Source organism: Sorangium sp. So ce426 (genome assembly GCF_051475585.1).
Classification (GTDB): Bacteria; Myxococcota_A; Polyangia; order Polyangiales; family Polyangiaceae; genus Sorangium; species Sorangium cellulosum_B.
The window spans coordinates 4,331,930-4,357,678 of record NZ_CP150341.1 but is presented as its reverse complement, the minus strand read 5'-3'; the positions used below and the strand labels follow the sequence as shown (position 1 = coordinate 4,357,678).

At 71.6% G+C, this 25,749-nt stretch carries 19 protein-coding genes; 9 read left to right on the top strand and 10 right to left on the bottom strand.

Annotation, left to right across the window (positions count from 1 at the left end; all coding sequences use genetic code 11):
• Positions 1–3: 3 nt before the first annotated feature.
• The 3 genes from WMF44_RS16270 to WMF44_RS16260 all read right to left on the bottom strand — a co-directional run bounded on the left by WMF44_RS16270 (position 4) and on the right by WMF44_RS16260 (position 3,758).
• Positions 4–1,080 (bottom strand): polyprenyl synthetase family protein, encoded by a 1,077-nt coding sequence (locus WMF44_RS16270; RefSeq protein ID WP_437300022.1) that lies wholly within the window; start codon positions 1,078–1,080, stop codon positions 4–6.
• 91 nt (positions 1,081–1,171) lie between these two features.
• Complete coding sequence (locus tag WMF44_RS16265; RefSeq protein ID WP_437300021.1) at positions 1,172–1,729, bottom strand: GbsR/MarR family transcriptional regulator; 558 nt, start codon at positions 1,727–1,729, stop codon at positions 1,172–1,174.
• 280 nt (positions 1,730–2,009) lie between these two features.
• Complete coding sequence (locus WMF44_RS16260; protein WP_437300020.1) at positions 2,010–3,758, bottom strand: phosphoenolpyruvate carboxykinase (GTP); 1,749 nt, start codon at positions 3,756–3,758, stop codon at positions 2,010–2,012.
• Positions 3,759–3,935: 177 nt separating this feature from the next.
• Here WMF44_RS16260 and WMF44_RS16255 point away from each other — a divergent pair, with 177 nt between their 5' ends.
• The gene (locus tag WMF44_RS16255) at positions 3,936–4,793 is read left to right on the top strand and encodes a metallophosphoesterase (RefSeq protein WP_437300019.1); all 858 of its coding nucleotides are present in this window, start codon (positions 3,936–3,938) and stop codon (positions 4,791–4,793) included.
• 28 nt (positions 4,794–4,821) lie between these two features.
• Here WMF44_RS16255 and WMF44_RS16250 read toward each other — a convergent pair whose 3' ends face one another.
• Entirely contained in the window at positions 4,822–6,009 is a 1,188-nt protein-coding gene (locus WMF44_RS16250) for a kynureninase/PvdN C-terminal domain-containing protein (protein ID WP_437300018.1), read from the bottom strand.
• A gap of 503 nt (positions 6,010–6,512) precedes the next feature.
• Between WMF44_RS16250 and WMF44_RS16245 the strand changes: the two genes are divergently transcribed.
• Together WMF44_RS16245 and mutH are read left to right on the top strand one after the other, a co-directional pair.
• The gene (locus tag WMF44_RS16245; protein ID WP_437301568.1) at positions 6,513–10,067 is read left to right on the top strand and encodes a protein kinase domain-containing protein; all 3,555 of its coding nucleotides are present in this window, start codon (positions 6,513–6,515) and stop codon (positions 10,065–10,067) included.
• A gap of 218 nt (positions 10,068–10,285) precedes the next feature.
• Entirely contained in the window at positions 10,286–10,969 is a 684-nt protein-coding gene (mutH, locus tag WMF44_RS16240) for a DNA mismatch repair endonuclease MutH (RefSeq protein ID WP_437300017.1), read from the top strand.
• Positions 10,970–11,008: 39 nt separating this feature from the next.
• On the opposite strand, the gene WMF44_RS16235 is transcribed toward mutH, so the two are convergent.
• Positions 11,009–12,739, bottom strand: coding sequence for a serine/threonine-protein kinase (locus tag WMF44_RS16235; RefSeq protein WP_437300016.1), 1,731 nt, complete (start codon positions 12,737–12,739; stop codon positions 11,009–11,011).
• 274 nt (positions 12,740–13,013) lie between these two features.
• On the bottom strand, positions 13,014–15,131 hold the full coding sequence (locus WMF44_RS16230) for a hypothetical protein (RefSeq protein WP_044964985.1): 2,118 nt from the start codon (positions 15,129–15,131) through the stop codon (positions 13,014–13,016).
• Between the two features lie 1,023 nt (positions 15,132–16,154).
• Between WMF44_RS16230 and WMF44_RS16225 the strand changes: the two genes are divergently transcribed.
• From WMF44_RS16225 to WMF44_RS16215, 3 genes are read left to right on the top strand one after another with little or no spacing between them, the layout of a single operon-like run.
• The gene (locus WMF44_RS16225; RefSeq protein ID WP_437300015.1) at positions 16,155–17,486 is read left to right on the top strand and encodes an HD domain-containing protein; all 1,332 of its coding nucleotides are present in this window, start codon (positions 16,155–16,157) and stop codon (positions 17,484–17,486) included.
• Entirely contained in the window at positions 17,486–18,208 is a 723-nt protein-coding gene (locus tag WMF44_RS16220) for a hypothetical protein (RefSeq protein WP_437300014.1), read from the top strand. The genes WMF44_RS16225 and WMF44_RS16220 overlap by 1 nt, the downstream gene beginning before the upstream one ends.
• Positions 18,209–18,240: 32 nt before the next feature.
• Complete coding sequence (locus WMF44_RS16215) at positions 18,241–19,503, top strand: DUF4147 domain-containing protein (RefSeq protein WP_437300013.1); 1,263 nt, start codon at positions 18,241–18,243, stop codon at positions 19,501–19,503.
• A 122-nt stretch (positions 19,504–19,625) separates the two neighbouring features.
• Here WMF44_RS16215 and WMF44_RS16210 read toward each other — a convergent pair whose 3' ends face one another.
• From WMF44_RS16210 to WMF44_RS16195, 4 genes are all read right to left on the bottom strand, one after another.
• Positions 19,626–20,630 (bottom strand): hypothetical protein, encoded by a 1,005-nt coding sequence (locus tag WMF44_RS16210; protein WP_437300012.1) that lies wholly within the window; start codon positions 20,628–20,630, stop codon positions 19,626–19,628.
• Positions 20,631–20,820: 190 nt separating this feature from the next.
• The gene (locus WMF44_RS16205) at positions 20,821–21,402 is read right to left on the bottom strand and encodes an ExbD/TolR family protein (RefSeq protein ID WP_020735583.1); all 582 of its coding nucleotides are present in this window, start codon (positions 21,400–21,402) and stop codon (positions 20,821–20,823) included.
• Between the two features lie 15 nt (positions 21,403–21,417).
• Entirely contained in the window at positions 21,418–21,987 is a 570-nt protein-coding gene (locus WMF44_RS16200; protein ID WP_437300011.1) for an ExbD/TolR family protein, read from the bottom strand.
• A gap of 226 nt (positions 21,988–22,213) precedes the next feature.
• Positions 22,214–22,834 carry a MotA/TolQ/ExbB proton channel family protein gene (locus tag WMF44_RS16195; protein ID WP_231864858.1) on the bottom strand — a complete coding sequence of 207 codons (621 nt, stop codon included), beginning with the start codon at positions 22,832–22,834 and terminating at the stop codon, positions 22,214–22,216.
• Positions 22,835–23,830: 996 nt separating this feature from the next.
• Here WMF44_RS16195 and WMF44_RS16190 point away from each other — a divergent pair.
• From WMF44_RS16190 to WMF44_RS16180, 3 genes are read left to right on the top strand one after another with little or no spacing between them, the layout of a single operon-like run.
• Positions 23,831–24,508 (top strand): MotA/TolQ/ExbB proton channel family protein, encoded by a 678-nt coding sequence (locus WMF44_RS16190; RefSeq protein WP_012235624.1) that lies wholly within the window; start codon positions 23,831–23,833, stop codon positions 24,506–24,508.
• Between the two features lie 3 nt (positions 24,509–24,511).
• A complete protein-coding gene (locus WMF44_RS16185) occupies positions 24,512–25,075 on the top strand; it encodes an ExbD/TolR family protein (RefSeq protein ID WP_012235623.1) in 564 nt (187 codons plus the stop codon).
• Positions 25,072–25,680 (top strand): ExbD/TolR family protein, encoded by a 609-nt coding sequence (locus WMF44_RS16180; protein WP_437300010.1) that lies wholly within the window; start codon positions 25,072–25,074, stop codon positions 25,678–25,680. The genes WMF44_RS16185 and WMF44_RS16180 overlap by 4 nt, the downstream gene beginning before the upstream one ends.
• The last annotated feature ends 69 nt before the right edge of the window (positions 25,681–25,749 follow it).

The following is a 25,749-nucleotide window of genomic DNA, read 5'->3' as shown; positions in this document are numbered from 1 at the left end:
CGCTCACCGCTTCCGCCGGGGCGTCGACATCGCGACCCCCTCCAGCGCCGCCTTCGCCGGGCTCTCCGGGAGCGGCTCGATGCTCCGCACCGCGTCCCCGCAGAGCCGGGACGCGAGCTCCAGGCAGTCGTCCACGACGCGCTCCTCGACCATGATCCGCGCGATGCGCCGGCCGAGCTCCGGCTCGACGGCCGTGTCCTCCGACGCGCAGTGCGCCTCGAGGGCGGGCGTGAGCTCGCGGTCGCGCTCCATGGCGAGGAGCAGCGGGTACGTCATCTTGCCCTCGCGCAGGTCCGTGAGCAGCGCCTTGCCGGTCGCCTCCGGGTCGCCGGCGAAGTCGAGGACATCGTCGACGAGCTGGAACGCGACCCCGAGGCTCGTCCCGAAGCTCTCGAGCGCCTTGCAGAGCGGCTCGCTCACGCCGCCCGCGCGCGCGCCTGCGAACATCGCCCAGCGGAACAGCGACGCCGTCTTGCCGTCGACGATCTGGAAGTACTCGCTCGTGCTCGTGCGCACGCGGCCCCGCGACGCGAGCTGGAGCGCCTCGGCCACGACCATCTCCTTGATCACGAGGAGCACCCGCTCGAGCACGTCGGTCATGCCGACCGCCTGGATCTTGGAGAGCGCGTCGAGCAGGAGGTAGTCGCCGCCGAAGATCGAGGCGGCGTTGCCGTAGATGACCCGCGCCGCGTCCGCGCCGCGCCGGCGGTCGCCGAGGTCGACGACATCGTCGTGCAGCAGCGTCGCGTTGTGGACGAGCTCGACCGCGACCGCGAACGTCCGCGCGGCGTCGTTGAAGCCGCTCCCGATGTGGGAGGCCAGCGCGACGCAGATGGGCCGCAGCCGCTTGCCGTTCAGGCCGAGCAAGTGCCGAGCGCTCCGGTGCGCCGGCGTCTCGCCGTCCAGCCCGACCTTCTCGATCTCGCGCTCGATGTCGCCGAGGTCCCCGTCGAGCAGGCGCCTCAGCTCCGCGAGGCGCGCGGCGAGCGCGTCGAGCCCTCGCCCAGCGCACATGCCTCCGAGGCTCGAGACGACATCGCTCCGCTGGACCGTCCCAGTAAACGTTGTAGTCGCAGTCATCCCATCTCCACCTGGAAGCACGAGCGCACGCTGCGCCCCGCACCGCGCGGGGCCCCCCGTGACGGCCGAGCTCTCCGAAATCACGGTCCCGCTAGGCGCCTCGCCGGGAACGCACGGCGCGGATGGGGAACCGGACCAGATCCCCGAACCGCGAGAAATCCACGGTCCTGCTCTTGATGAACCCGTCGAGCGCCGCCTGCGCGACGATCACGAACGAGAGGAGCCGCTCCACCCGATCGAGGCTGAACCGGGCGGCGTCGGTGGGAGGCAGGCCCTCGAGCAGCGCCGAAGCCCGCTCGAGGCGCTCCCTCACGGAGTCGGCGATCAGCCGCTCGCGCTCGGCGAACACTTTGGAAATCATCTTCCAGAAGTCCGTCTCGGCCTCGAAGAACTCCTTCCGCTCTCCCGGTTTCCATACCCTTCGTACTACACCCCACCTTTGCAATTCTGTCAGCGACATACTCATTGCGCCGGAGGAAACCTGCAGCCGCTCGCCGATCTCGGCGGCGGAGAGGGCTCCGCCCTCGATGAACAGGACGGTCCAGATCCGCCCGAGCACCCGGCGGAAGCCCCAGTGCTCGATGACGTCGCCGATCGCGTCCGCCGCGAGCAGCTCCGCCTGGCGATGCATGTCGCTTGCGTGGCTCATGAAAGTTTCAAAATTCTTTGAAAGAACTGTGTGGGCCTACTTGCGCCGGCGTCAAGACATTCCCGACCGTTCTCGCCACGCAGCGCGGACGAGGGGGTCGGTTCCTGGCTGGCGCGGGGGCGCGCGGGTCACTTCCTAGGCCGCGCGCCGCGCGGCCTGGGGCGTCGAGCGCCGGGGTGCTCCTGTGCAGGGTTCGCGCGCCGCGACCGCGAGCCTTCGGCCCGGGGCCATTCGGGCCTCGCGGCGGTGCGTGGCGTGAACCGCTCTCGACGGCGCTAGCTCACGCCCGGATCCGGTCCATGAGATCCCGGTTTTGCCGGAGCAGCGCCTCGGGCATGCGCGAGCCGAACGACTCCAGGAACGCCTCGCGATCGCGCGCCTCCTCCAGCCACGCGTCGCGATCGATGGCGAAGAGCTCACGCATCGCCTCGTCGTTCACGCCGAGGCCGCTCGTGTCGAGCTCGCCGTCCGTGGGCATGATCCCGACCGCGGTGTCGTGTCCCTTCGCCTCCCCGCGCACACGCGCGACGATCCAGCGCAGGACGCGGAGGTTCTCGCCGAAGCCTGGCCAGAGGAGCGCGCCCGCCTCGCTCTGCCGGAACCAGTTCACGTGGAAGATCTTCGGGAACGCCGCGCGGTTCTCGCCGAGCTCGATCCAGTGCCGGAAGTAATCGCCCATGTTGTATCCGCAGAACGGGCGCATCGCCATCGGGTCGCGGCGGACGACCCCGACCTTCCCGGTGGCCGCCGCGGTCGTCTCCGAGGCCATCGTCGCGCCCAGATAGACGCCGTGGGCCCAGCCGCGCGCCTCGCAGACGAGCGGCGCGAGCCGCGCGCGCCGTCCGCCGAAGACGATGGCCGAGATGGGCACGCCCGCTGCGGCGTCGAACTCCGTCGAGATGGACGGGCACTGGCGGGCCGGCGCGGTGAACCGGCTGTTGGGATGCGCCGCGGGCTCCTTGCTGTCGGGGGTCCACCGGCGTCCCCTCCAGTCGGTGAGCACCGGCGGCACCGGACCGTCGAAACCTTCCCACCACGGCGTCCCCTCCGGCGTGAGCGCCACGTTCGTGAAGATCGAGTTCTGGGCCAGCGTCGCCAGCGCGTTCGGGTTCGTCCTCGAGCTCGTCCCCGGCGCCACGCCGAAGAAGCCCGCCTCGGGGTTGATCGCCCAGAGCCGGCCATCCCGGCCGATCCGCAGCCAGGCGATGTCGTCGCCGACGGTCCACACCTTCCACCCCTTCTGGGACGCGGGCGGCACGAGCATGGCGAGGTTCGTCTTCCCGCAGGCGCTCGGGAACGCCGCGCAGACGTACGTCACCCGCCCTTCCGGGTCCTCCAGCCCGAGGATGAGCATGTGCTCCGCCAACCACCCTTCGTCGCGCGCCATCGTGCTCGCGATGCGCAGCGCGAAACACTTCTTCCCGAGCAGCGCGTTGCCCCCATACCCGGAGCCGACGCTCCAGATCAGCCGCTCCGCCGGGAAATGGCAGACGAAGCGGCGCTCGGGGCTCAGGTCCCCGAGCGAGTGCAGCCCCCTGCAGAAGTCGTCGGAGCTGCCCAGCGCATCGAGCGCGACCCGGCCCATACGGGTCATGATCCGCATGCTCGCCACGACATAAGGGCTGTCGGTGATCTCGATTCCAACCTTCGCCGAGGGCGATCCCACTGGGCCCATCAGGTACGGCACGACGAACATCGTCCGCCCCTTCATCGCCCCGTCAAACAGCCGTCCGACCCGCTGCGAGGCCTCGTCCGGCGACATCCAGTTGTTCGTCGGGCCCGCGTCTTCCTTGTCGCGAGTGCAGATGAACGTGAGGTGCTCAGTCCGGGCGACGTCGGTCGGGTCGCTCCGGTGAAGATAGCAGTTGGGGTATCTCTCCCCGTCGAGCGCGAGGAGCGTCCCGTCGCTCAGCATCCCCTGGATCAGCGTTCGGTTCTCCGCCTCGGAGCCGTCACAGAAAACGACCCGATCAGGCCGCGTCTGATGGGCGACCTCGTCCACCCACGCTGAAAGTTTCCGGTTTTGCATACGACTGCGAGCCTAGCCTGAGCGAGAACCTCCGCCAAGTCACAGTACTATTGTAATACTTCGCCAAATCTGGATGTTCTGGCAGAGAGCGTGGCGTTGCAGCCAGCCGGCGTTCACGCGTCGGATGGGCTCAGTTCACGCGAGGCGAACGCAGGGACGTTCGGCTATGCTGGAGACGTGCAGCGTGTCGTCGACCTCCCTGATCGGGGCAGACTCATCGTCGCCACCGATTTACAGGGCAATGTCGCGGATTTCGAGCGAATCGCCGAGATCTTCGAGCAGGCGGCGACCGGCCGTGACGGCGCGGTCCTCGTGATCACGGGCGACCTGGTCCACGGGCCCGAGCTCGACGAAGGTGAATGGCCCGACTACCTGGGCTCGTTCTACCGGGGCGATTCCGTGACCTTGCTGAAAAAGGCGAGGAGTCTCGCGGAACGCCACCCCGGGAGGGTTCACTACCTGCTCGGAAACCACGAGCACGCGCACGTGGGAGGTCCGGTGGTGGCCAAATTCTTCCCGGACGAGGCGCTGCGGCTCGAAGACCTCCTCGGCCCGGAGGACACGCTGGCGATGCGAAGCTGGTTCCGCGGGTGGCCGTTCGTGGCGGCCGCGCGCGCGGCCCGGCTGGTCATGCTGCACGCGGCGCCGCACGCCCGCATTCAGAGCCGGCAAGATCTCGATCGGCTCCCGCTCGACGGGTTCCTCGACGTGCCGCTCTCGGAGATGAGCCTGCACGGGACGCTCGGCGCGCTGCTCTGGGCGCGGAGCACCTCGAGCGAGCGCGCCTATGCCTTCCTCCGCGCGATCGACCCGGACGCTCGCGTGGCGATCTACGGGCACGACGTCGCGCGCGAGGGGTACGCCACCGAGCGCGAGCCGCTGCTCTGCCTGTCGACGAGCTTCGGTTGCTACGACGGCGACAAGCTCTACCTGGAGTGGGATCTCGCCGAGCCCGCGGAGAGCGCGGCCGACGTCGCCTGGCGCGGGCTCCGGTCGCTGTACCCCGACGCGCCGCGCGTCCACAGCGACCCCTGAGCGTCCCGACGAGAACGTCACCAGCGCGCTAGCGACCGAGCTCCTCGACGAGGGCCGCGACGCCCTGGTCGATCTCGGCGTCGGTGAGGTACGGCGCGGGGCCGATGCGGAGCACGTCACGCCGGGCGTCGACGAGCACGCGCCGGGCGCGGAGGCGCTCCACGACGTCGCCCGCTCGCGCTGAGCGCACGGCGACGAAGCCGCCCCGGCGCTCGGGCTCGCGGGGCGAGACGACGTCGCCGCCGCGGCCCGCGGCGTCGAGGAGACGGAGGATGCGCCCGGTCTGCCGGAGCGATATCGCGCGCAGCCGCGGGACGGTGAGGCCGAAGCGATCCCAGTGCGCGATCACCGCGGCGGCGCGGTAGAGCGCGGAGGGGTCGAACGTGGAGCCCGCGAACCGCGCGCCCCCGGGCGCGTACGCGACGCCGCCGCTGCTGCCCGCGAGCGAGCCGAAGTCGGCGAACCAACCGGTGAAGACCGGGCGCAGCCCGCAGCCGTGCGGGACGCGCATCCAGCAGATCCCCTCGCCCATCGCCGCGTACTTGTAGCCCCCCGCGACCGCGAAGACGTGAGGCGCCGCGCTGCCCCACGCGAGCGGGACGACGTTGAACGCGTGGTAGGCGTCCACGAGCGGGACGGCGCCGATCTCGGCCGCGCGCGCGACGACCTCGTCGAGCCGCGGCACCACCGTCGCGCTCTCGAAGAGCACGGCCGAGATCGCGAGCATCGAGGTGCCCGGCCGGAGCGCGGCGAGCAGCCGGTCGGCGAGCGCGTGGCGCGGCTCGACGCTCACCCAGTCGATCTCGACGCCCTCCTCGGCGAGGCGGGCGAGCTGGCGCCTGAGCGAGTGGAACTCGCCCTGCGTGGTGACGATCCGGAGCCGCTCGCGCCGAGGGAGCGACGTGATCAGCCGGTAGACGAGCTCGTGGGTGTTCTGGCCGAAGGCGATGGCGTCGCCGCGCTCGAAGCCCATCCGCTCCAGGATCGCCGCGCCGACGGTCGAGAGCCTCGGCAACACCGCGGCGTCCCACTTGCCGTCGACGAGCCGCGCGGCGTCGTCGAAGCACGCGGCGAGCGCGTCGCGCGCCACATCCGGCCAGGCCTGGTGCGAGTGCCCTGTGAGCAGGATGCGCGGCGCCGCGTCCCCCGCCGGCGCGAGGAAGCGCGAGTACGCCGCGCGAAACGCGTCGAGGTCGAGAGAGAAGCCCTGTTCCACGTCTCCTCGCATTCCAGCTCTTCAGCCGCGGCATCGCGCGGCGAACACGCGGGGCGACGAGGCCCCGCACGCGCTGCCGCTTAACCCACTTCGATGCCCACTTCCACCCAGTCGGTCCGTGGGGTGCGGTGCGTTGCGCAGGATGCGCGGATTGCGTCCTCGACGCGCGCGGCGCGGCCTGGAGCGCTCTGCCATCTGCCCAACGCGCGCGCCGACGGCCCAGGCGGCCGGACGCGAGAGGACCGGCTGCTGCACGAGATCGAGCATCAACGGGGCTGGTTCATCGCCCCGCCATGTCGTGCTCGCCGGGGCGAGGCGGCGGAGCGCGCGGCGGGGGCGCGCCTCCGGCCGGTCCGATCATCGTAGGGGGAGGTAGCTCTCTCGGAGCCATGCGGAGCGGCACGCGCTTCCAGATCGAGGTGGGAGGTTCCATGACGGGCGAGGATTGCTGCGGCGTGGGAGGGGGGCCGGCGCGTCGGCGCGCTAGACTGCGCAACTTGCCGATGCGACCGCGCGCGGAATACCTCGAAGGGCTCGTCGACCTCACGTCCCACGACGACCCGAACGTCCGGCGCGCGCTCTTCCGGCAGACGATCGCCTCGCTGGCGCTGATCGATGCGCTCGATGGATCGACCCCGCTCGACTCCCTCAGCCCGGATGGCCTGCTCCGGAGCGTCCAGACCGCCATGGCCGACGGGCTGCTCGACGATCTGAGCTGGCTCGCGCCGGCCGCGGCGAGCGTGGCGCTCTACGAGATCGCCGGGGCGCTCCCGCTCGGGCCGGAGCGGCGCGAGCTGGGCAGGCGCGTCCTGGGACAGCTCTACGCCGGCAACGCAGCGACGTTCGTCGCCCTCGCGACGCGCATGGCGGCCGGCTCGGCCCGCGGCCTGTCCGGGGCAGGGATCCGCGCCCGCGTGATGCTCTCGCTCTGGCTCCCCGCCGGCACGGACATCCCGGTCGAACCGCTCGCGCTCCTGCTCGCCTCGCGGCGCGAGCTGTCGCGCGACTGGATCGCCGCGCCGTCGACCGGCTCGCTCCCGGAGCGACGGCTCGCCGCGCGCCTGCTCGAGCGCGCCGCCCGCGAGGCGACCCGCCGGGCCACGCAGGGCGACGACCTCCCGCTCCGGCTGTTCCGCAACGTCGGCGACGGGCGGCGGCGCGACCTCGACCGCAGCGCCGACGGGATCGCGCTCGCCTGGCAGACGCTCCTCGCCGATCGCGAGCCGCTCGTGTGGCGCCACGTCGCCGCGGCGCGAGGGCTGCTCGCCGGGGTGCTGCCCGACTTCGCCGAGGAGGTGCGCGCGCTGCTCGCCCAGGATCTCTCCCCCACCGAGTGGCGGCGCGGCGCGGCGTCGCTGGCCGCGAGCATCGCCGTGGATCCGGACGGCGCGCTCGGACGCGCGATCGATCTCCTCCGGAGCCCGCTGCTCGCCGCGGACCCGGGCATCGCCACCGCGATGGCCTGGGGGCTCCCCGTCGCGGCCGACGCGGAGCCCGAGGCCGCCGACGCGCTGCTCGACGAGATCGCGCGCACGTCCCCGATGGCGACCGCCGAGGCGATCGTCGAGCTCCGGCGCGAGCTGCGCGGCGTGATGAGCCGCGGCGAGCCGCTCGGCGCCCGCGCCGCGGCGCGCTGCGCCCGCGCGCTCGAGGACGCGCTCGAGGCCCCGCCCAGCGCGCACGTCCGCGACGACGGGCTCGCGGCGCTGGCGCGCGTCATCCACCGCGACCTCTCGATGGACAGCGCCGGGGTGGCGCTGCTGCGCGGCGCGCTCGACAGCGCCGTCGCGGCGTTCGTCGAGACCGGCCCGCGCGACGCGCACGGCCGCGCGCTCGAGGCGTACGCCCTCGCGACCGAGGTGGTGGGCGCGCTCGAGGAGATCGAGCTCTGCGAGCACGACGACGCGCAGAGCACCGCGGCGCGCAGGGCCGCGGTGGGGCTCGTGCGCGAGCTGGACGCCGAGCTGCTCGGCTCCGGCCTGCTGAAGAGCCTCCTGCTCCTGAACCGGCGGCCGAGCGAGGACGCGACCGGGGTCGCGTCCCTCGACGATCTCGACGAGCGGCTGGCCCGCTGGCTGCTCCGCGCCGAGGGGCCCGCCGCCCGGGCGAGCGCCTCGCCGCCCCTGCACGTCACCGTGCACCAGCGCAACCTGCGCGCGCTCATCCACCTGATCGACGGCGAGAGCACCGACTTCGGCAGCGAGCCCGAGCTCAAGGCGCGGGTGCTCGCCCGCTGGACGGGCGCCATCGGCGTGCTGCTCGACCGGCTGCGCGCCGAGCGCGGCTCGTCGCTCCGCCGCGCCATCGCCGCCTCGGTCGCCCGCGGCCTCGACGCGCTCGTGCGCGAAGGCGCCGCCGACGCGGCCGACATCTTCTTGCACGCGGCGATGCGCGGCGGCGACCCCGACGACCTCGACGTGCTCGGCCAGGCGAGCATGCACCCGGACGTCGCCCAGCTGCTGCGCGCCTACGCGCGGTTCGCGCGCGGCGGGCGCGACGGCGGCGCGCGCGCGCGCGCGCCGGAGAGCGACGCCGCGGCGTCGCGCCGGTCGACCCGGCAAGCCGGCCTCGACGCGGAGCTCGCCGAGGCCGAGCGCGCGCGCGTGGCGCTCGAGCGCATCGCCGCCATCGAGGCGCTCGTCACGGCGCTCCCTGCGGGCGCGTCGCAGCGCACGGAGATCGTGCGGGGCGCGCTCGCCCGCCTCGCGCGCGCGCTCGGCGCGATGAACGCGGCCCGCGCGCTCAGCGCGCTGACCGGCGCGGGTGACGGCGACGCGGACGCCTCGCCGCTCGCCGCCCTGGAGGAGGCCCTGACGCGCCTCGCCCAGCTGACCGCGGGCGCGCGCCGGCGCTGCGGGGAGCACCCGGCCTCCGCGCCCTCCGGCGCGACCGAGCCGCTGCGCCTCGCGATCGAGGTCGCGCTGCAGCAGGAGGAAGGCGACGCGGAGCCGAGCGTCGCCGCGCCGATCGAAGCGCTCGTCTCGGCCGCGCGCGCGAGCATCCCGAGCGCGCTCGCCGATGTGGTGGCCCTCGTCGTGCCGCGCGTCCTGCTGCTCCCGGTCCGGCGGCAGAGCGCGCCGAGCGGGGTCGCCCTGCCCGAGCAGCCGCTGCCCGCGTGGCTGCCGAGCCGGCGCACGCTCGGCGGCTTCTACGTGCATCGCCAGCTCGGCGGCGGCTCGCTGGGGACGGTGTTCGTCGTCACCCGCACCGAGGAGCGACACGATCCGTCGGCGGAGCGCTTCGCCCTCAAGGTGCCGGAGTACGATCACACGGCGGCCAGGAGCGTCTCGGAGGCCGACTTCCTCCGCCTGTTTCGGGAGGAGGCGGGCGCGCTGCTCTCGCTGCCCGATCACCCGAACATCGCCCGCTTCGTCACGTTCGACGCGGGCGCGCGCCCCAAGCCGATCCTCGTGATGGAGCTCATCGAGGGCATCCGCTGCGACAAGCTGCTCGACGCTCGAGGCCTCACCTCGCGGAGCGCGGTGGCGCTGCTCGACGGCATCCTCGCCGGGCTGGAAGCCATGCACGCCGTCGGCGTCGGGCACCTCGACATCAAGCCGACGAACGTGATCCTGCGCGGGGGACGCGAGCCCGTGCTCGTCGATTTCGGCCTCGCCGGCCGCCACATCCGCCCTGGCTGCGCCACTGGTTGCTACGGCGCCCCGGAGATCTGGGGCGTCGTCCCCGCCGGGGTCACGCCCACCCCGCTCACGGCCGACGTCTACAGCTTCGGATGCGTCGCCTACGAGATCCTCACCGGCAAGACGCTGTTCGACGCGCCCACCGAGGTCGCGCTCATCACCGCGCACGTCACCCACGACGGGCTCCCCGCGCCGATCAAGCGCATGGCCGACGATCCGAGGACCGCGGACATCGCGGCGTTCATGTATGCATGTTTACGACACAACCCGAACGATCGCGCGACCGCCTCCTCCCTGAGGGAAATGCTGCTGCGGATCACCGGCCAGCTCGCTGACCTGAGATGGCCGCTCGACGACGAGCGGGCTGCCAGGCCCAGCATCGGTGGACCTCGGAAAGTCCATACAGGAAATTCCTGATGCGTTTTTCCTCTGAATCCTGTCGGCTCAAAGAAGGATTTAAGCAGTAGGTTGTTTCTCGGCGGCGCGTTCGGGGGGGCCGCGTATCAGGCCGCCATGGCCCCCGGGTCAGCGCTGCTCGATCCCCATCGACGTCCCGGCGCACCCCGGCGGCCAACCTTTCTCGATCGCGGCTGAGCGCTGGAGTCGCGCCCCGCGATGCTCTAAGGGCGGCGTCGTTGATCTCTGCGCTGCAACCGCCTCACGACGAGGCCGAGCTCCGGTGCCGGGCGGCCGCGCTCGCCGGCCTGACGCTCGCCGATCTCGCACGCGCGCTCGGTTGCGCCGTGCCCCGAGGCGGCGTGCGCACGAAGGGCGCCGCCGGCGCGCTCGTCGAGCGCGCGCTCGGCGCGACGGCCGGCTCGACGTCGAGGCCCGATTTTCCCCACCTCGGGATCGAGCTCAAGACGATCCCCGTCGAGGTCACCGGGGCGCCGCAGGAGTCGACGTTCGTCTGCTCGATCTCGCTGGCGGACGCCGATCGTGCGGAGTGGGAGACGTCGCGCGCTCGCGCGAAGCTCGCCTGTGTGCTCTGGGTCCCGATCATCGCCGCTCCGGGCCGGCCGAGCGAGGAGCGACGGCTGGGCGCCCCGCGGCTCTGGCGGCCGACGGACGCGCAGGAGCGCGTCCTGCGCGCCGATTTCGAGGACCTGATGGGGCTCATCGGCATCGGCGCCGTCGAGGCGCTCACCGCGCACGCGGGGCGCTGGCTCCAGGTGCGGCCGAAGGCCGCGAGCGGGCGCTCGCGGACGCTCGCGTTCGGGCGCGACGGGGAGATGATCGCCGCGCTGCCGCGCGGCTTCTACCTGCGCCCCAGCTTCACCGGCGCGATCCTCGGCGATCCTGCCGCGATCCCGTCGTGACCGGAGAGCCCCCGCCGCACACGGGCAGCCCGGCGCGCGTCACTTGCAGGGGACGACCTTCTTGGAGCCGTCCGGCATCGTGGCGGTGCATGTCTCCAGCGAGAGATCGTCGTTCACGGTCGGCGTGACGGTGCGCGGCTGCGCCGGCGCATCCACGGCAGCTCCCCCAGCTTCCGTGGGGCGCGTGCGCCCTCGCCCGCCCGCGCCGGCGCGCGGCGGCTTGCCAGCGCTGGCGCTCGGCGACGTCGTCCCCGCTGCGGACGGCCCGCTCCCCGCGTCCGCCGCTGTCTCGGTCGAGCTGGCGCCCGCGTCCGATGCGCCTGCGTCCACCTCGCTCGCGCTCGCCGCGCTCGCGCCAGCGTCAGCGTCAGCGGCCGCCGCGGTGGCCGCAGGGGCAGCGACCGTCGGGATCGCGGAGGCCGTGTCTGGCGCCTGAGGCGCCGTCGCTGCCGGCGCGCCGGGAGCCGCTGTGTCGCCTGACGAAGGCGCGCCCGCCGGAGCGGTCGCCTCGCTCCCTCCCACGGCGAACCGGCTGCGCTGAAACTGGAGCGCGCCCCACGCGCCCACGAGGACGGCGACGGCCCCGACCCCCACGTAGAGCAGCGTGCGCCCGCGGCGCGGGGCCTCTTCCTCCACCGGAGGCGCCGAGTTGCCCGTGCGCGCGCCCCTGTCGCTCACCGACGGCCCGCCGCTGCTCGCGCGCGAGGCGCGCGACGTCCGCGTCATGGCCGTCCGCGAGGCCGGCGGAGGCAAGTCGAGCTCCACGGCGTGCTGGCGAAGGATCGCGCCGATGGTCGTGCGCGTGCTCGGCGCGGCGTACGGCGCGAGCGCCTGAACGAACTCCGCGATCGACTGGAAGCGATCCTCCGGCTCGCGCGCGATCGACTTCTCGATCACCTCGACGAGGCCCTCCGGCACCTCGGGGCGGAGGTCCTGGAGCGCCTCGGGCGGCGATGTGTAGATCTTCGCGCACAGCTCGGGGAAGCTGTCGGCGACGTACGGCGGCCTGCCGCCGATGATCTCGAAGAGGCACACGCCGAGCGCGTAGATGTCGGTGCGAGGATCGACGCTCTTCGAGGAGCGCATCTGCTCAGGGGACATGTACAGCGCGGATCCGAGGATCGTGGTCGTCTGCGTGAGCGAGACGTTGCCCGTGTCGCCGGTGAGGATCTTCGAGACGCCGAAGTCGAGCACCTTGATGTGCGGCGCGCCGTCCGGGCGCTTCGTCAGGAACAGGTTCGCCGGCTTCAGATCGCGGTGGACGATCCCGAGCGCGTGCGCCTCCGCGAGCGCCTCGCACGCCTGGACGATGTGATCGATGCACTCGCCGATCGCGAGCGTGCCCGCCTCGGCGGCGTGGCCCGCGAGGTCCACGCCGTCGAGCAGCTCCATCACCATGTACGGCTCGCCGCTGTCGAGGGCGGCCACGTCGAGCACGCGCACGACGTGGGGCGTCTGCAGCTTGGCGACCGTACGCGCCTCGCGCATGAACCGCTCCGACGCCTCGGTGTACGACATGAACTCCGGGAGCAGGAACTTGATGGCGACACGCGTATCGAGATCGAGGTGCAGCGCCTCGACCACGAGGCCCATGCCCCCACGGCCGATCGTGCGCTCGACGCGGTACTTGCGCGCAATGACGGTGCCAGGCGCAATCGTGTAGACGTTGTCAGCCTTCGGTTCCCCCGGGCCGAGCGGAAACGCAGCCGTCTCCGGGCCGACCGAGACTTCTCCTTCGGTCGAGTCCGGCTCACCAGAGGAGGGCGCCATCGAGCTAAGGTATACACGTCGCGCTTCTCCGAAGCGATTCCCCTCACGCCGCAGGAATGCAAAGAGCTGCGAAAAACCACCTCCCAGGTGGGACCCGGGCGCGGAACAGGCGGAACCAAGCGCAGCCCAGGGCCAGCCTGCGCGCCTCACGCACCGCGCACGACGCGCCCCTGCGGTCCGTTTGTGAGCGCCGATGACCGAAAGGCCGTTCCTTCAGGTTCGGCTCAGCGGTCCGCCCGCGCTCGTGGCCTCTCGATGCCGGTTGACAGCGGGCTCAACGGGTGCGCGCCGGCGGAGTCCGTGATCGGCGCATGTTCGCCGTCGAGGAGGTCCGGTGCGGTCCCTCGGTGCCGTGCGCCGGGGTTTGCCGCGTCGCCTTGAGGTTGCCGAGATCGGCCTCGATCTCGACGCCGAGCGCGCGGCAGCGACGGATGAGCCGCTCCAGATCGACCCCCGCCTCGATCAGCAAGCCCGAGGGGGGTGACGGATCGACGAACATCTCGGCCGCCGGCCTCCGCGTGCGGAGCAGCTCGCGGATCTCGGGATCCTCGATCCAGAGGAAGCCGGAGGCGCCGACGAAGCTCGCCTTGCCGATGACGACGCTCGCCTGGATGAGCATGCGCGAGATGGTGTCCGGCAGCGGCGCGACCGCCTCGATGCGAGAGCGCAGGGCGTCGCTGTCGAGGCCCACCGACAGCGCGCGCGCGATCGACGGCGGCGTGAGCAGGAGATCGACCTGATCGCCGACGCGGCCGATCTCGGCGAACGACGAGAGCCCGAGCACGGCAGCGACCTTGGCGCTCAGGCCGACGCGCAGCGCGTGCGCCTCGACGAACTTGCTCTTGCTGTTGTCCGAGCTCGGCGCGGAGCCCGCGAGGAGCGCCCGCCCGCGCGGCGTCAGCCGGAGCGCCAGCTCCGCGCTGGCCACGTCCTCGGCCCCGCCGAGATCGATGATCCCGAGCGCCGGCAGCGACTCCAGCGCGATCCGCCGCGTGATGTCGGGGACCTCCGGCGCCTCGACCGAGGCGCGCTCGGCCCAGCGACGGACCAGCCGCTCGACCCCGGCGATGCGCTCGTCCGCCGCCAGGTAGCCCTGCAGCGACTGCCAGGGGACCCAGCGGCCCTCGCCGAGGTCGTGCAGCGCGTCGAGCACCATCTCGCGGAGCGCGCCGATGGGGCTCGCGTCGCGGTTGTCCGACGCGACCCGGAGCACCTCCCGCTCGGCGCGCGCTTCATCCCACGCGCCGCCGCGGCGCCACGTCGTGAACAGGAGCGGCGTCAGCTCCTGCACCTGGAGCGAGCCGGGCGGCGTCGCCGGCGACGCCGCCGATGCGTCCCAGAGCCCGACGGCGCGCGACAGCGCCGCGACGAGCGCGACGCCCTCGACGTCCCGCCCGAAGCGCTGCGCGAGCCGGACGAGCAGCGAGCGCGGCGTCCCGACGCCGGGGCGCACGTCGCTGCCGGGCTCGCGCACGCAGTACGCGAGCGCCAGCGCGAGCATCCCGGGATCCGAGGCGAAGCGAGCGCGCCGCGGGGCGTGATCTTCCTCCAGGACGAACGACCGGATCTGCTCGCGCCGCTTCTCGCGCATCCGGCGGCGATCCGCGCCGACGATGGCGGCCACCTCGGTCGGCACGACGTGCCGGTTCGGATGGATCGGGATGAGGAAGGCGCGGCGCTCGAGCGCGAAGCCCGCGCCGCGGCGGCTCGCCGTCACCCCGCTCGCGCTGCGCAGGCGCATCGGCTCCCGCTCCAGATCGAGGAGCTCCTGCGTGTCCACCTCGCCGCCGACGGCCTCGATGGACTCGAGCAGGCGGCGCTCGACGGGCGCGAGGCGATCGATCTCCTCGCGGAGCCGCTCCGGATCGCTCAGCGTCTCCCACGCGTTCTCGAGGGACAGCGCGATGGGCGGCGTGGCCGGGCGGCCGAGGTAGTGCGTCGCGATCGCGCTCATCGTCTCGAAGGGCGCCTGCGCGAGCAGCGCCCTGATCGCCCGGGGGTCCTCGCTCTCCCAGCTCTTCAGCTGGACGAGGAACGCCGCCGGGAGCACGAGCTCGATGCCCTCGTCGGTCTTGCGCGCGTAGACGACGCCACGGGCGATGAGCGGCTCGAGGCCGGCCGGGAGCGAGGGGACGACGAGCACGCCGCCCGCCTCGGCGATGCGATGGAGCAGCTCGCGGCTGGCGGTCGGGAGCCGCGACGGGTCGCGCACGTCGGGGAGGCCGACCAGCGCCCGCGCCGCCTGAGAAGGCGCGTCGATGCGCTTCGCGGCGTCGATGCGGATCCCCATGCGTGTGATGAGGCCCTTGAGCTCCGACTCTGGGAGGGCGCGGAGGATGGCGTCGAGCCGCCTCGGCGACTCGTCGAGCTCAGCATCATCACTGCTCGCCATGCCTCCCGATTCGCGTGTCACCCGACCTTGCTCCTCATCTGCAGGATGCTCCCGCCCTGACTGCCGTCCGTTGGTCGTGGTCATGCGCTCGACTTGATCTCCCGGATATCCGATGACCCGCGTTAACCAACGGAATAGTCAGCCTCCTACCGTACACCAGGATGCTCGTCCAGCTTCAAGAAATCGAGCACTTTCCTCCTCCGAACACAATTTTCTCCGATCGCAATTTCGCTCGCTGGGCATCGCGGCGCCTCCTTTTCGTCTGTTCTTCGTCTGTTCGCGTCTGTTCACGTCCGTTCGCGTCTGTTCGCGTCTGTTCACCCCGCTTCACCCCGCTGTGGTTCACGTCGTCGTCGCGCGTTCCTCGCACGTTCCTCGCGCGTTCCTCGCACGTTCCTCGCAGGGTCACGCGCTGTTCGCCCGATTCGCCTCAGGCATCTCAGCCGCGCATCTCGCGCGCTCGTCTCGTGTACCGCGACCGCACGCAACCGCACGCAACCGCACGCAATCACACGCGCTCGTACGCAATCGCAGGCGGCCGCGGGACAGCGTTCGCGGTGCCGTGGTGCGCCACGCGCGCCTTCGCCTCACGCGACGCTCGACACGATTTGCCCCTCGCTCGACCTTGGCGACGTCCGCGACGTCGGCCGCGCGACGTCCGCCCCGCGATTCCGCCTCGGCGTGGCTGGCCCCGCCGCGTGGATTCCGTCGCACGCCACGCTCATGCCGCCCCGATGCCGCGCGCCTGCCGTCCTCGTCCGGCGGAGCCGACCGGTTCGCTGGATCGCTCACGAGGAAGGCTCGGCGACGAGCCGCGCTTGCCTTCCCGCGGGCCCACGTGGGAACGTCGCATACCTCCTTGATTTCCCGCCCCTGTTCGAGGCGCACCATGCTGTGCTCCACGCCGCACGCCCGAAGCAATGAGCCCTCCCCCCCGCGCGCACGCCCGCAGATCGACGCCATCAGGCGACTCCTGAGTGACTCGGCGCCGTTTGCGCCCATGGCGTCGAGTGGAGACCCATCTTGATTCTGCGCGACCCAGTCCACGGCTTGATCGAGTTCGAGAGCGGCGAAGCGGCCATCGTTCCGCGCTTGCTCGGCGCTAGCGAGGTGCAGCGGCTGCGGCGCATCCGTCAGCTCGGGCTGACGTCGCTCGCCTTCCCGGGCGCCGAGCACACCCGCTTCTCGCACGCGCTCGGGGCCGCCCACGTGATGCGCCTCCTGATCGCGAGGCTCCGCCAAATCGATCGCGACCTTCCGTTCTGGCAGAGAGTGACCAGCGACCGCGCGCGCGACGCGATCGCCGCAGCGTTCCTGCACGATCTCGGCCACGGCCCGCTGTCGCACCTCTTCGAGGAGGCCATGCCGGGGGCGCTCCACCACGAGCGCTGGACCGAGCGCATCCTGCTCGACCCGTCCTCGGACGTGCACCAGGTGCTCGTGCGCCAGGATCCCTACCTCCCGCGGCGGGTCGCCGACCTCATCGGCGGGCGGCACGAGCTGCCGTACCTCGCCAAGGCGGTGAGCGGCACCTTCGACGTCGATCGCTGCGACTACCTGCTCCGCGACGCGCACGCGACGGGCGTCAGGTACGGCGAGTACGACCTGCCATGGCTGCTCCGCAGCCTCAGGTTCAGCGACGTCCAGGTGGAGATGCCCGGCGGCGGCGCCGCGTCTGCCCCGCCAGCGCCCGCGCTCGCCATCGACGGGACGAAGGGGATGAGCGCGATAGAGTCGTTCCTGCTCGCCCGCTTCTTCATGTTTCAGCAGGTCTATTTCCACAAGACGACGCGCAGCGCGGAGTGGATGATCGGCGCCATCCTCCGGCGCGTCGTCACCCGCCTCGCCGCCGGGGACCGGATCCCCGAGGTCCCCACGGCCGTCGCCGCGATGGCCGTCGGCGAGATGCCCACCCTGGCGCAGTACCTCGAGCTCGACGATCAGGTCCTGCTCGGGGCCATCCACGCCTGGGAAGCGGCGCCCGATCCCGTGCTGTCCGATCTCGCCCGCCGCCTGCGCGTACGCTCGCTCTTCAAGTCGGTCGAGCTGTTCCCGGAGCCCGGCGAGTCGCCGGCCGAGCGCGACGCCCGGCGCGCGTCGGCGCTCGAGACCGTGCGCGAGATCGCGCAGAGCGCCGGGCTCGACCCGGAGGTGTACGTCGGCGTCGACGTCGCCGAGGACACGCCCTACGCCGAGGACGCGTCGCTCATGGTCGTCTACTCCAAAGGGCGCCCGCGACGCCCCGCCGAGGTGTCCTTCTTGCTGGATCGGCTGCGCAACGAGACGATGACACGCACCCGGATCCTCTTCGCGCCCGAGCTGCGGGATACGGTGCGGGAGGCGCTGATACGCTGATGACCACCAGGGACAAGGCAGCCCGTGGATCGTCCGAGCCCACGCGCCGCGCCATCGCCAGAGCGCTCGCCAGCGTCGCAGCGCTCGCGGTGCTCGCGGCGGCGTCCACGGCGCACGCGGAAGGCGACGGCGCGTACGGCCGGCTGGACGGAGACCTCGATCTGCGCGCGGGCGCGGGCGCCTCGTTCGCGGACGGCGGTCCGGCGCTCTGCGCGCGCGGCGCCGCTGTGTACCTCTCGACCGCCGGCGTGTACGCGCACTACACCGACGCGCTCGGCGCAGAGGGAGCGCCCGTCGCGCGCTCGATCGCGGGCGGCGTCTTCATCCAGCCGCTCTTCCTCGCCCGCTATGCGAGCGATCTCGAGCGCAGCGCCCCCTGGCTCGACCTCTTCATCGACTCCGTTGCGCTCGGCGTCGGCTCGTTCTGGGAAGCGCCGCCCGGAGCCGGGCTCGCCGCGGAGCCCGGGCTGGAGCTCTCGCTGTCGCTCGACGTGCCGCTCCTGGGAGACGCCACGGGCCCGTTCCTCGGCCTGCGGGGCGCGCTCCGCTTTCGCGGGCCGGAGCTCTCGGGCGACGACGGCCCGCGCGACGCGCAGCGGGCGCTCCTCTCGGTCACGCTCGGCTGGCATCACGTCCTCCGCGCGCACCTCGTCGACGCAGGCGACCGCGCCCCCGCCCAGGGGGCGGCGCAGCGCGGCGTGGTCGGCGCGAGGACCCGCTGAGCGCCGCGCTCGACGAGCTGCGCGCGGCGCTGGTGGCCGCGTTCCGCGCCGGGCTGTCAGAGCTCGACCCAGCTCGGCTCGTCGAGCGCGCGCTCGACGCCGAGGCCGGAGCGCACCGCGGCCGCGTGTTCGTGATCGCGGCGGGGAAGGCGGCGCCCGGCATGGCCCAGGGGGCGCTCCGCCGCTGGGGTGACAGGATCGCCGGAGGGCTCGTCATCACCGTCGCGGCCCCGGCGCTCGCCGCGCGCGGTGAGACGGCATCGCTGGCCGACCCCGAGGAGGCCGCGCTGTGCCCGCTGCGCGTGATGCGCGCGGCGCACCCCATCCCCGACGCGCGCAGCGTGGACGCGGCCGAGGCGGCCCTCGCCATCGCGGCCGCGCTCGGGCCCGAGGATCTGTTGATCGCCCTCCTCTCCGGCGGCGCCTCGGCGCTGCTCGCCGCGCCGCCTCCGGGCGTGTCCCTCGCGGACAAGCAGGCCGTCGTCGCCGAGCTCCTGGAAGCAGGCGCGCCGATCCAGGACGTCAACCTCGTTCGCCGCCACCTGTCGCGGATCAAGGGCGGGCGGCTCGCGGCGGCGGCCCCGGCGCGCGTGCTGACGCTGCTCATGAGCGACGTCGTGGGTGGACTCCCGCACGACGTCGGCTCGGGCCCCACCGTCCCGGACCCGACGCGCGTGGACGAGGCGCTCGCCGCGCTCGATCGCTGGGCCCCTCGGTTCGCGCGGCTCGCGCCCGCGTTCAGCGAGTCGCTGAAGCCAGCGGACGCGCGGCGCCTGGAAGCGCGCGTGCTCGCCGATCCGGACGAGCTCGCGGAGCGCGTGGCGGCGGCCCTCGCCGACAGGGCAGGCCTCCGCGCCACCGCCGCCCCCGCCGAGGACGGCGACGCGCGCGCGATCGTGGAGCGTCGCCTCGCGCTCGCGCGCACCCTCGCTCCCGGCGAAGCGGCCGTGATCCCGTGCGAACCGACGCTCGCGCTGTCGGCCCACCGCGGCGCCGGCGGCCGCGCAGGATGGATCGCGCTCGCCGCCCTGCGCGGCTTGCCGCCGGACGTCGCGCTCCTCTGCGCGGCCTCCGACGGCGTCGACGGCAGCTCCGGCGCGGCGGGAGCGGCCGTCGCCCGCGCGGCAGCCGCCGCGATGGACGAGCGCACGATCGACTCCGCGCTCGCGCGCTTCGACGACGCCGTCGTTCACCGCGCGCTCGGCACGCGCGTCGAGACGGGCCCGACAGGTCACAACCTCACGGACTTGCACATCGTCGCGCGAGACTTCCTCGGAGGCGCGCGTGTGCGCTGACGCGGCGGCGCGCGCCGCGGCGCGGCAGCGCGCGTGAGCTCACGCGGCGGCGCGGGCCACGAGGCGAGCTCACGCGCGCAGGCGCGATGAGCGGCACCGCCCGCCGCAGAGGCGGCGCGCCCTCACTGCGGCTCGGTGACCGCGGCCGTGGTGTCGCCCATCGCCTCGCGCACCGCGAGCGCGAGCGCGCAGCTGTTCGCCTGCCGCTGCCGTGCGTCGAGCACGCTCCCCTCGACCGAGGGCGTCCCGCCGATGAGATTGCCGCTCGCTTCGCGGCGCACCCGCAGGATGGGCTTGCCGTCCGACAGCCGCCACACCCCGACCCGCGCCATGTGCGGCACCCCGAGCAACGCCTCGGTGCTCGCCGCTCCCTCGGCCGGCTCGTCGAGGACGAGGAGGTAATACTGCGCCCGCGTGAGGAGCTCCGCCGCGAGCGGAACATCGTCGCGCATCGTGTCCTCGAAGCTGGACTCCAGCAGCCGCAAGCGGAGCTCGCTCGAGGCATCCTGTGCGTCACGCACCCACTCGTCCGAGAGGACGTGCATCGTCCGGTAGGCGACGCGCAGGTTGAAGGGCTGCGCGGGCCTGGAGCAGCGCTCGGCCTCGTTGCAGTACTCGCCCGCGGGGCAGTCCCGCGTGCGCTTGCACTCCGCGCCGGCCAGCGGGTTCGGGTTCGGCACACGCAAGAGACACGCGGTGAACGCGTCGCGGAGCGACTGCTGCGCGTTCTTCCGGACGGCGTCGACGCCCGTGGCCTCGTCTACCCGGAGGCGCAGGTAAATGCCCGCAAGCTCGCGGAAATTCCACGTTCTGAGCGCCTCCCGATCCACGAGATCGGCGCCGGCGCTCCGCGCAAGATCGAGGGTCCAGCCCTCCACGCGCTCGCGCATGGGGAACCAGCGCGGGCCGAGCTCGACGGCGACCGCGCGCTGGCGCGCCATCAGCTTCTGGCGCGCGCTCTCCATCTGCCCCTGCGACCACTTCCAGTGGAGGATCGCCGAGACCGCCAGGACGAGGGCCGTGTAACCCCAGAACTTCGCCGGGGGCCAGCGCATCTTGGAGCGCGCCTCGCGCGCCTTGTAGACCGACGGCAGGCCGCGCTCGCGGGGCGGCTGTTCAGAGGACATAGCGGAGGCTCCACGCAGGAGGCCCCAGCCCGATCACCCGAGCAAGGCAGCCTCCTCCACGCGAGCCGCGTGGAGGCGAAGGCCGCGCCGAGCGCGCCGCTGGAGCCACCACGTTCCATGGTGACCGAGGCCGCCGGGGGTCGCCCGGCGTGCCCCATCCTTCTGTGCTCGATAGGTCAAGAAGCGGGGATCACTGCGACTTCGGGAGCTTGCTGACCATGAAGCTGACGTTCGGGTAACCGGCGAACGCCGCGGTCTGGAACACGCTCTTCACGACCAGCGCGGGCACGTTCTGATCGACCTGGAGGATGCACACGCCGGGGAACGGCTTGTTCGGCTGCACCTGCTTCCACAGCTCGCGCTTGTTCTTGAGCAGGTTGAAGAGCTCGTCGATCTTCTGAAGCCGCCCGAGCTCCTCGATCGCGCGGGTCGATCCGGCCAGGGCGCCGTCGACGAGGATCTGGTTGCCGTTCACGGCGACCATCGGCGCGTCGATGACGTCCTCGACGTTCTCCGCCTTCGGGAGCTTGACGTTCTTGTCGACGGCGATCTCGCCTGACGCCGAGAAGGACATCAGGAGGAAGATCACGGTCACGACGAGGAAGTCGATGAAGCTCACGAGGTTGAGCCCCGCGTTCGGGCTGCGAGCCCCGTGTCCGGACACCTTGTTCCACACGAACCGGAGCGGCACGCCCTTCATCAGCCGGCGGCCCGGCTGGTGGATCACGTGGGCGTGCGGGTTCTTGTGGTGCTTCGGATTGAACCTATCCATGTGCGCGCTCCTGCCTCAGCGGACCGAGAACGTCATGTTGAACACGGGGACCTGCTTGTTCCCATCGGGCAGCCGCATCTCGCGCTTGGGCGCGTAGAGCGCGTCGAGCACCGCGACGATCTCCTTGAAGGGCGTCCGGTTGTCGGTGTGGAGGATGGCCTGGTCGAGCTTCTTGTCGCTCGGATCCCGGTGGCCGCCGTGGGTCTTCCACTCCTCCTCGATCCGCTTCGCCAGCTCGGGGTAGCGGACGATCTTCGAGCTCGCGTCGCCGATCTCGACGGGCGACTTGTTCACCTTGACCTCGTTGACCACCGTCGCGCCCTGCTTCCACACGAGCCCGAACTCGCTCTCGCCGATGTGCAGGTTCAGCACCTTCTCCGGCGTCTGCGGGGTGAGCTCCTTGTTCGGGTCCGGAGGGCCAGGGACCTGGGCGTCCGCGTTCATGCGCGAGTTGGTGACCCAGACCGCCGTGATCAACAGGAATGCAATCGTGACCATCAGCAGGTCGATGAACGGGATCATGTTGATATCGCTGTTCGTCGACCGCTTCTTGCCGCCACCGTCGCCGACGTCTACGCCGCCCATATTGCCTTCCCAACGTGAGCCTGAGCTCACCTATCCAAGTTGTTCCGGGGAACGCCCTGCCCGCAGCTCGCGGTGGGCCACCATGCTGGGTCTGACTTCGTCGCTCTTCCGAAGTTCCCGGGGCCCCGGCGGCGGAAGCCGCCGTCCGGGGCTTCGAGGCGCGAAAGCGGGCCCAGGCAGCATCGCGCGCGGAGGGCGCTCGACGACCCGGGCCCGCCGAGGACCATCAGGCAGCCGCCTGACCTACTGCTGCGACATTCACCTTCTGACGGTTCGCGACGACGAGGTTGAGGATCTGCACCGACGCCTCGTTGATGTCGTCCTCGATGTGCTGCGTCTTGCCGTTCAGCACGGCGAAGCCGATGAGGCCGATGATGGCCACGCCGAGGCCGAAGGCGGTGCAGTTCATGGCCTCGGAGATCCCGAGCGCGAGCACGCGGGCCTTCTGGCTGGGGTCGACCGACTCGCCGGCGACGGAGCCGAACGACTTGATGAGGCCCGTCACCGTCCCGAGGAGGCCGGAGAGCATCGCGAGGTTCGCGAGCAGCGCGAGGTACGAGGTGCGCGCCGAGATCTTCGGCAGCTCGCGGAGAGCCGCCTCGTCCATCGCCGCCTGGACCTCCTCGTCGGGACGGTTCACCTTGACAAGGCCGGCCTGGACGATGCGGGCGAGCGGGGCGTTCGCCGCCGAACACATCTTCACGGCCTTGGCAACGTCACCCGCCAGGATGCACTTCTGCATGGTGGCGAGAAAGACGTCCTTGTTGATGGACGAGCCGAACAGGTAGAGGGCGCGTTCGACGATGATGCCGATCGTGAGGATCGACCAGAACAGGATGGGCCACATACCCCACCCACCCTCTTTGAAAGCTTCATACGCTCCGTGCATTGCTTCTGTCCTCCAGTTCGCCTCGCGTCCCCGGGATGAGGTTTCGCGCAACTCGATCGGTTCCCTTTGTCAGACTCGTGTTGCCGAGAGGCGGCAGTCTTTCACTCACACGTAAAGACGGATGAGAGGCCTGTTTTGCTTGGCGGCGCTGGCCGTGGACGGCGTGCTGCTGTCGCTCTCTGGCGAGATGCCCACGGGACGCTAACCGAGCGGCGCTGACCTCTGCAAGAGTCCTGATCGTCTCTTCTGGTGCCGGCGCGCGGCGCCGTCCCAGCTCTCCCACCTGTCGTCCAAGACTGACTTCGCGTCGTCGCGCCAGGGGCCCTTTCATGGCTCTGGGCGCGGCTCCCCGTTCACCGCAGAGCGTGCCGCCTTGTGGCCGAGCTACGCCGACGCGCCCGGGGGACTCGCGCATCTTCGCGATTGAGACCCGGCGCCGTCAAGAGAGATTTGGCCACACGTGAGCGCTCTGATACGGGCAAAACTTTACAACAATCGCGGGGTTATGTCATGATCGGCCGGGAGCGATGCGGGCCGACCAGCGGCAGATGCCGCGAATTTCAGGGGGCGCAGCGCCCGCATGACCGCCGCCGGCCCGACAGCGCGCCGCGGCAGTGCGAGCCGCGTCACCCGAGAGCGAGCGCAGCGGCTCATCCGCCCGGACGACGCGGCGATGGCAGAGCACGGCAGCCCGCTCAGACGCCCGCAGCCGGAGCGAATCAGGGGTCTCCGGACCACCCTGTCCGGCCTCGACGCGGACGGCGCCCGTCCGCGTGGCCGGAGCGAGCTCGCCGTGAGATACGCTGGTTCTTGCGGCGATTTTCGGCGATCTCGGCCTCGCGGCTCGGGGCGCGGCAGCATCGCCGAGCTTGCGCGCGGGATCGGGCGGCAGTTATAGTCGCCGCGCCTGGAGATTGTCGGGCTTCTGACGACGCTGAGAAAGGGACTTCGAGGATGCGTCATCTGCTGATGTTGGCGGCCGAGGGTGGTGGCGAAGGTGGGATGTGGGAGGCCATCAAGCACAATCCGACCTTCCTGATCGCGAACCTGGTCGTCTCCGCGGTCGTGGTGACCATCATCATCGAACGAACCGCGTTCCAGCTGGGGCGCTACCGCGTGAACTCCAAGGAGTTCTTCGCGCAGGTCAAGAAGCTGGTGGCGGCCGGCAACATCGACCGCGCCATCAAGCTCTGCGACGCGAGCGACTACCCGATCCTGCAGCTCGTCAAGGCCGGCCTGACCCACGCGAACAAGGGGGCCGACGAGATCGACGCCGCCCTCAGCGAGAAGCTGTCCGAGCTCAAGCCCGCCGTGGAGAAGCGCATCGGCGCCCTGTGGTCGCTCGCGAACATCGCGACGCTGATCGGCCTCATCGGGACGGTCTCCGGCCTGATCAACACGTTCGCCTCCATCGCCGCCCAGGGCCTCTCGCAGGCCGACAAGCAGCGGATGCTCTCGAACGGCATCGCGGAGGCCATGTACAACACGGCGTTCGGCCTCGCCATCGCGGTCGTGTGCATGATCGCGCACGTGCTGCTCCACACCCGCTCCAAGAACATCCAGCACGATCTCGAGTCGACGACCGAGCGCGTCTTCAACCTGCTCACGATCAGCAGCAAGCCTGGCTACTAGCCCATGGCGGACCCGCAAGACGTCCCGCTCAGCTCGGCGCAGCGATCGAAGATCCGGCGCCTATCGCAGCCCAAGGAGCCCGAAGCCGGGGAGGAGGCCGGCGAGCTCAACGTCGTCCCGTACCTCGACATCATCACGAACATCCTCATCTTCGTGCTCGCCAGCGTGTCGGTGACATTCGTGTCGTCGATCGACACGACCCCGCCGTCCATCGGCGGCGGCAAGGTGCGCAGCGAGCTCTCGAGCAAGGCGTTGAACCTCTCCGCGTTCATCACCAGCCAGGGGATCTCGCTGAAGACGTCGAGCGGCAACATCGCGACCGGCTGCCAGGACGTGGGCGGCGGGGTCACGGTGCCGAAGGCGAACGACAGCTATGACTACCCCGCGCTCACGGCGTGCGCGAAGCGCCTCAAGAACGCCCGCCCCGAGTTCAAAGAGGAGACGCAGGTGACGATCACGGCGAACCCGGGCATCGACTACAAGACGATCATCGACGTGATGGATGCGCTGAGGAGCGACGACGGGGAGGTGCTGTTCCCGGAGGTCCACTTCGGGGTGGCCCGATGAGCGCCGATCAGCGACCTGCTCCGCGGCCGAGGGCGACAGTCGTCCGCTACAAGGCGGCCCTCCGGAAGGCGATCCGAAGGAACCGGCGGGAGCCCGAGATCGACTTCCTGAACATCACGGCGATGCTCGACCTGATGACGATCATCCTCGTCTTCTTGCTGAAGAGCGTGGGATCGTCGGCGGCATCCATCCCGCAGTCGAAGGACCTCACCCTGCCGAAGTCGGTGATGCAGGCCGAACCTTCCCAGGAGGGTGTCGTCGTCATCGTCTCGAAGTCGCAGATCCTGGTCGGCGAGGATCCGACCCCGATCGTCATGCTGCCCAACCGCGAGCAGCTCGCGCAGTCGGGCGTCGACGCAAAGTACAAGCGCAGCGGCCCGAACGATCTCTACATCGTGCCGCTGGCGAACGCCCTGTCCCACGCGCGCGAGACGGACAAGGCCATTCGCGCGGCGAAAGGGCTCGATCCGTCGTCGTCGGAGGCGATCATCGTCGCCGACGCAACCACGCCGTACCGCCTGCTGATCGAGGTCCTGTTCACCCTGGGGCAGAGCGAGTTCGGCAAGTACCACCTGATGGTCCTGAGCGGCGGCCGCAAGCCGTAGCCCCCTCCCCCGCCCTGCGGTGCCGGAAGGCCCCGCGAGGGCCACTCCGAGCGCCGCCATGGATCCACC

What these genes read in the sequence shown, in the direction of transcription:
- WMF44_RS16200 (WP_437300011.1), bottom strand. Translation starts at nt 21,987, where the DNA reads ATGGGCGGCGTAGACGTCGGCGACGGTGGCGGCAAGAAGCGGTCGACG.
- WMF44_RS16265 (WP_437300021.1), bottom strand. Translation starts at nt 1,729, where the DNA reads ATGAGCCACGCAAGCGACATGCATCGCCAGGCGGAGCTGCTCGCGGCG.
- WMF44_RS16185 (WP_012235623.1), top strand. Translation starts at nt 24,512, where the DNA reads ATGGCGGACCCGCAAGACGTCCCGCTCAGCTCGGCGCAGCGATCGAAG.
- WMF44_RS16195 (WP_231864858.1), bottom strand. Translation starts at nt 22,834, where the DNA reads ATGTGGCCCATCCTGTTCTGGTCGATCCTCACGATCGGCATCATCGTC.
- WMF44_RS16220 (WP_437300014.1), top strand. Translation starts at nt 17,486, where the DNA reads ATGACCACCAGGGACAAGGCAGCCCGTGGATCGTCCGAGCCCACGCGC.
- WMF44_RS16260 (WP_437300020.1), bottom strand. Translation starts at nt 3,758, where the DNA reads ATGCAAAACCGGAAACTTTCAGCGTGGGTGGACGAGGTCGCCCATCAG.
- WMF44_RS16190 (WP_012235624.1), top strand. Translation starts at nt 23,831, where the DNA reads ATGCGTCATCTGCTGATGTTGGCGGCCGAGGGTGGTGGCGAAGGTGGG.
- WMF44_RS16270 (WP_437300022.1), bottom strand. Translation starts at nt 1,080, where the DNA reads ATGACTGCGACTACAACGTTTACTGGGACGGTCCAGCGGAGCGATGTC.
- WMF44_RS16210 (WP_437300012.1), bottom strand. Translation starts at nt 20,630, where the DNA reads ATGTCCTCTGAACAGCCGCCCCGCGAGCGCGGCCTGCCGTCGGTCTAC.
- WMF44_RS16245 (WP_437301568.1), top strand. Translation starts at nt 6,513, where the DNA reads ATGCGACCGCGCGCGGAATACCTCGAAGGGCTCGTCGACCTCACGTCC.
- WMF44_RS16235 (WP_437300016.1), bottom strand. Translation starts at nt 12,739, where the DNA reads ATGGCGCCCTCCTCTGGTGAGCCGGACTCGACCGAAGGAGAAGTCTCG.
- WMF44_RS16230 (WP_044964985.1), bottom strand. Translation starts at nt 15,131, where the DNA reads ATGGCGAGCAGTGATGATGCTGAGCTCGACGAGTCGCCGAGGCGGCTC.
- WMF44_RS16205 (WP_020735583.1), bottom strand. Translation starts at nt 21,402, where the DNA reads ATGGATAGGTTCAATCCGAAGCACCACAAGAACCCGCACGCCCACGTG.
- WMF44_RS16180 (WP_437300010.1), top strand. Translation starts at nt 25,072, where the DNA reads ATGAGCGCCGATCAGCGACCTGCTCCGCGGCCGAGGGCGACAGTCGTC.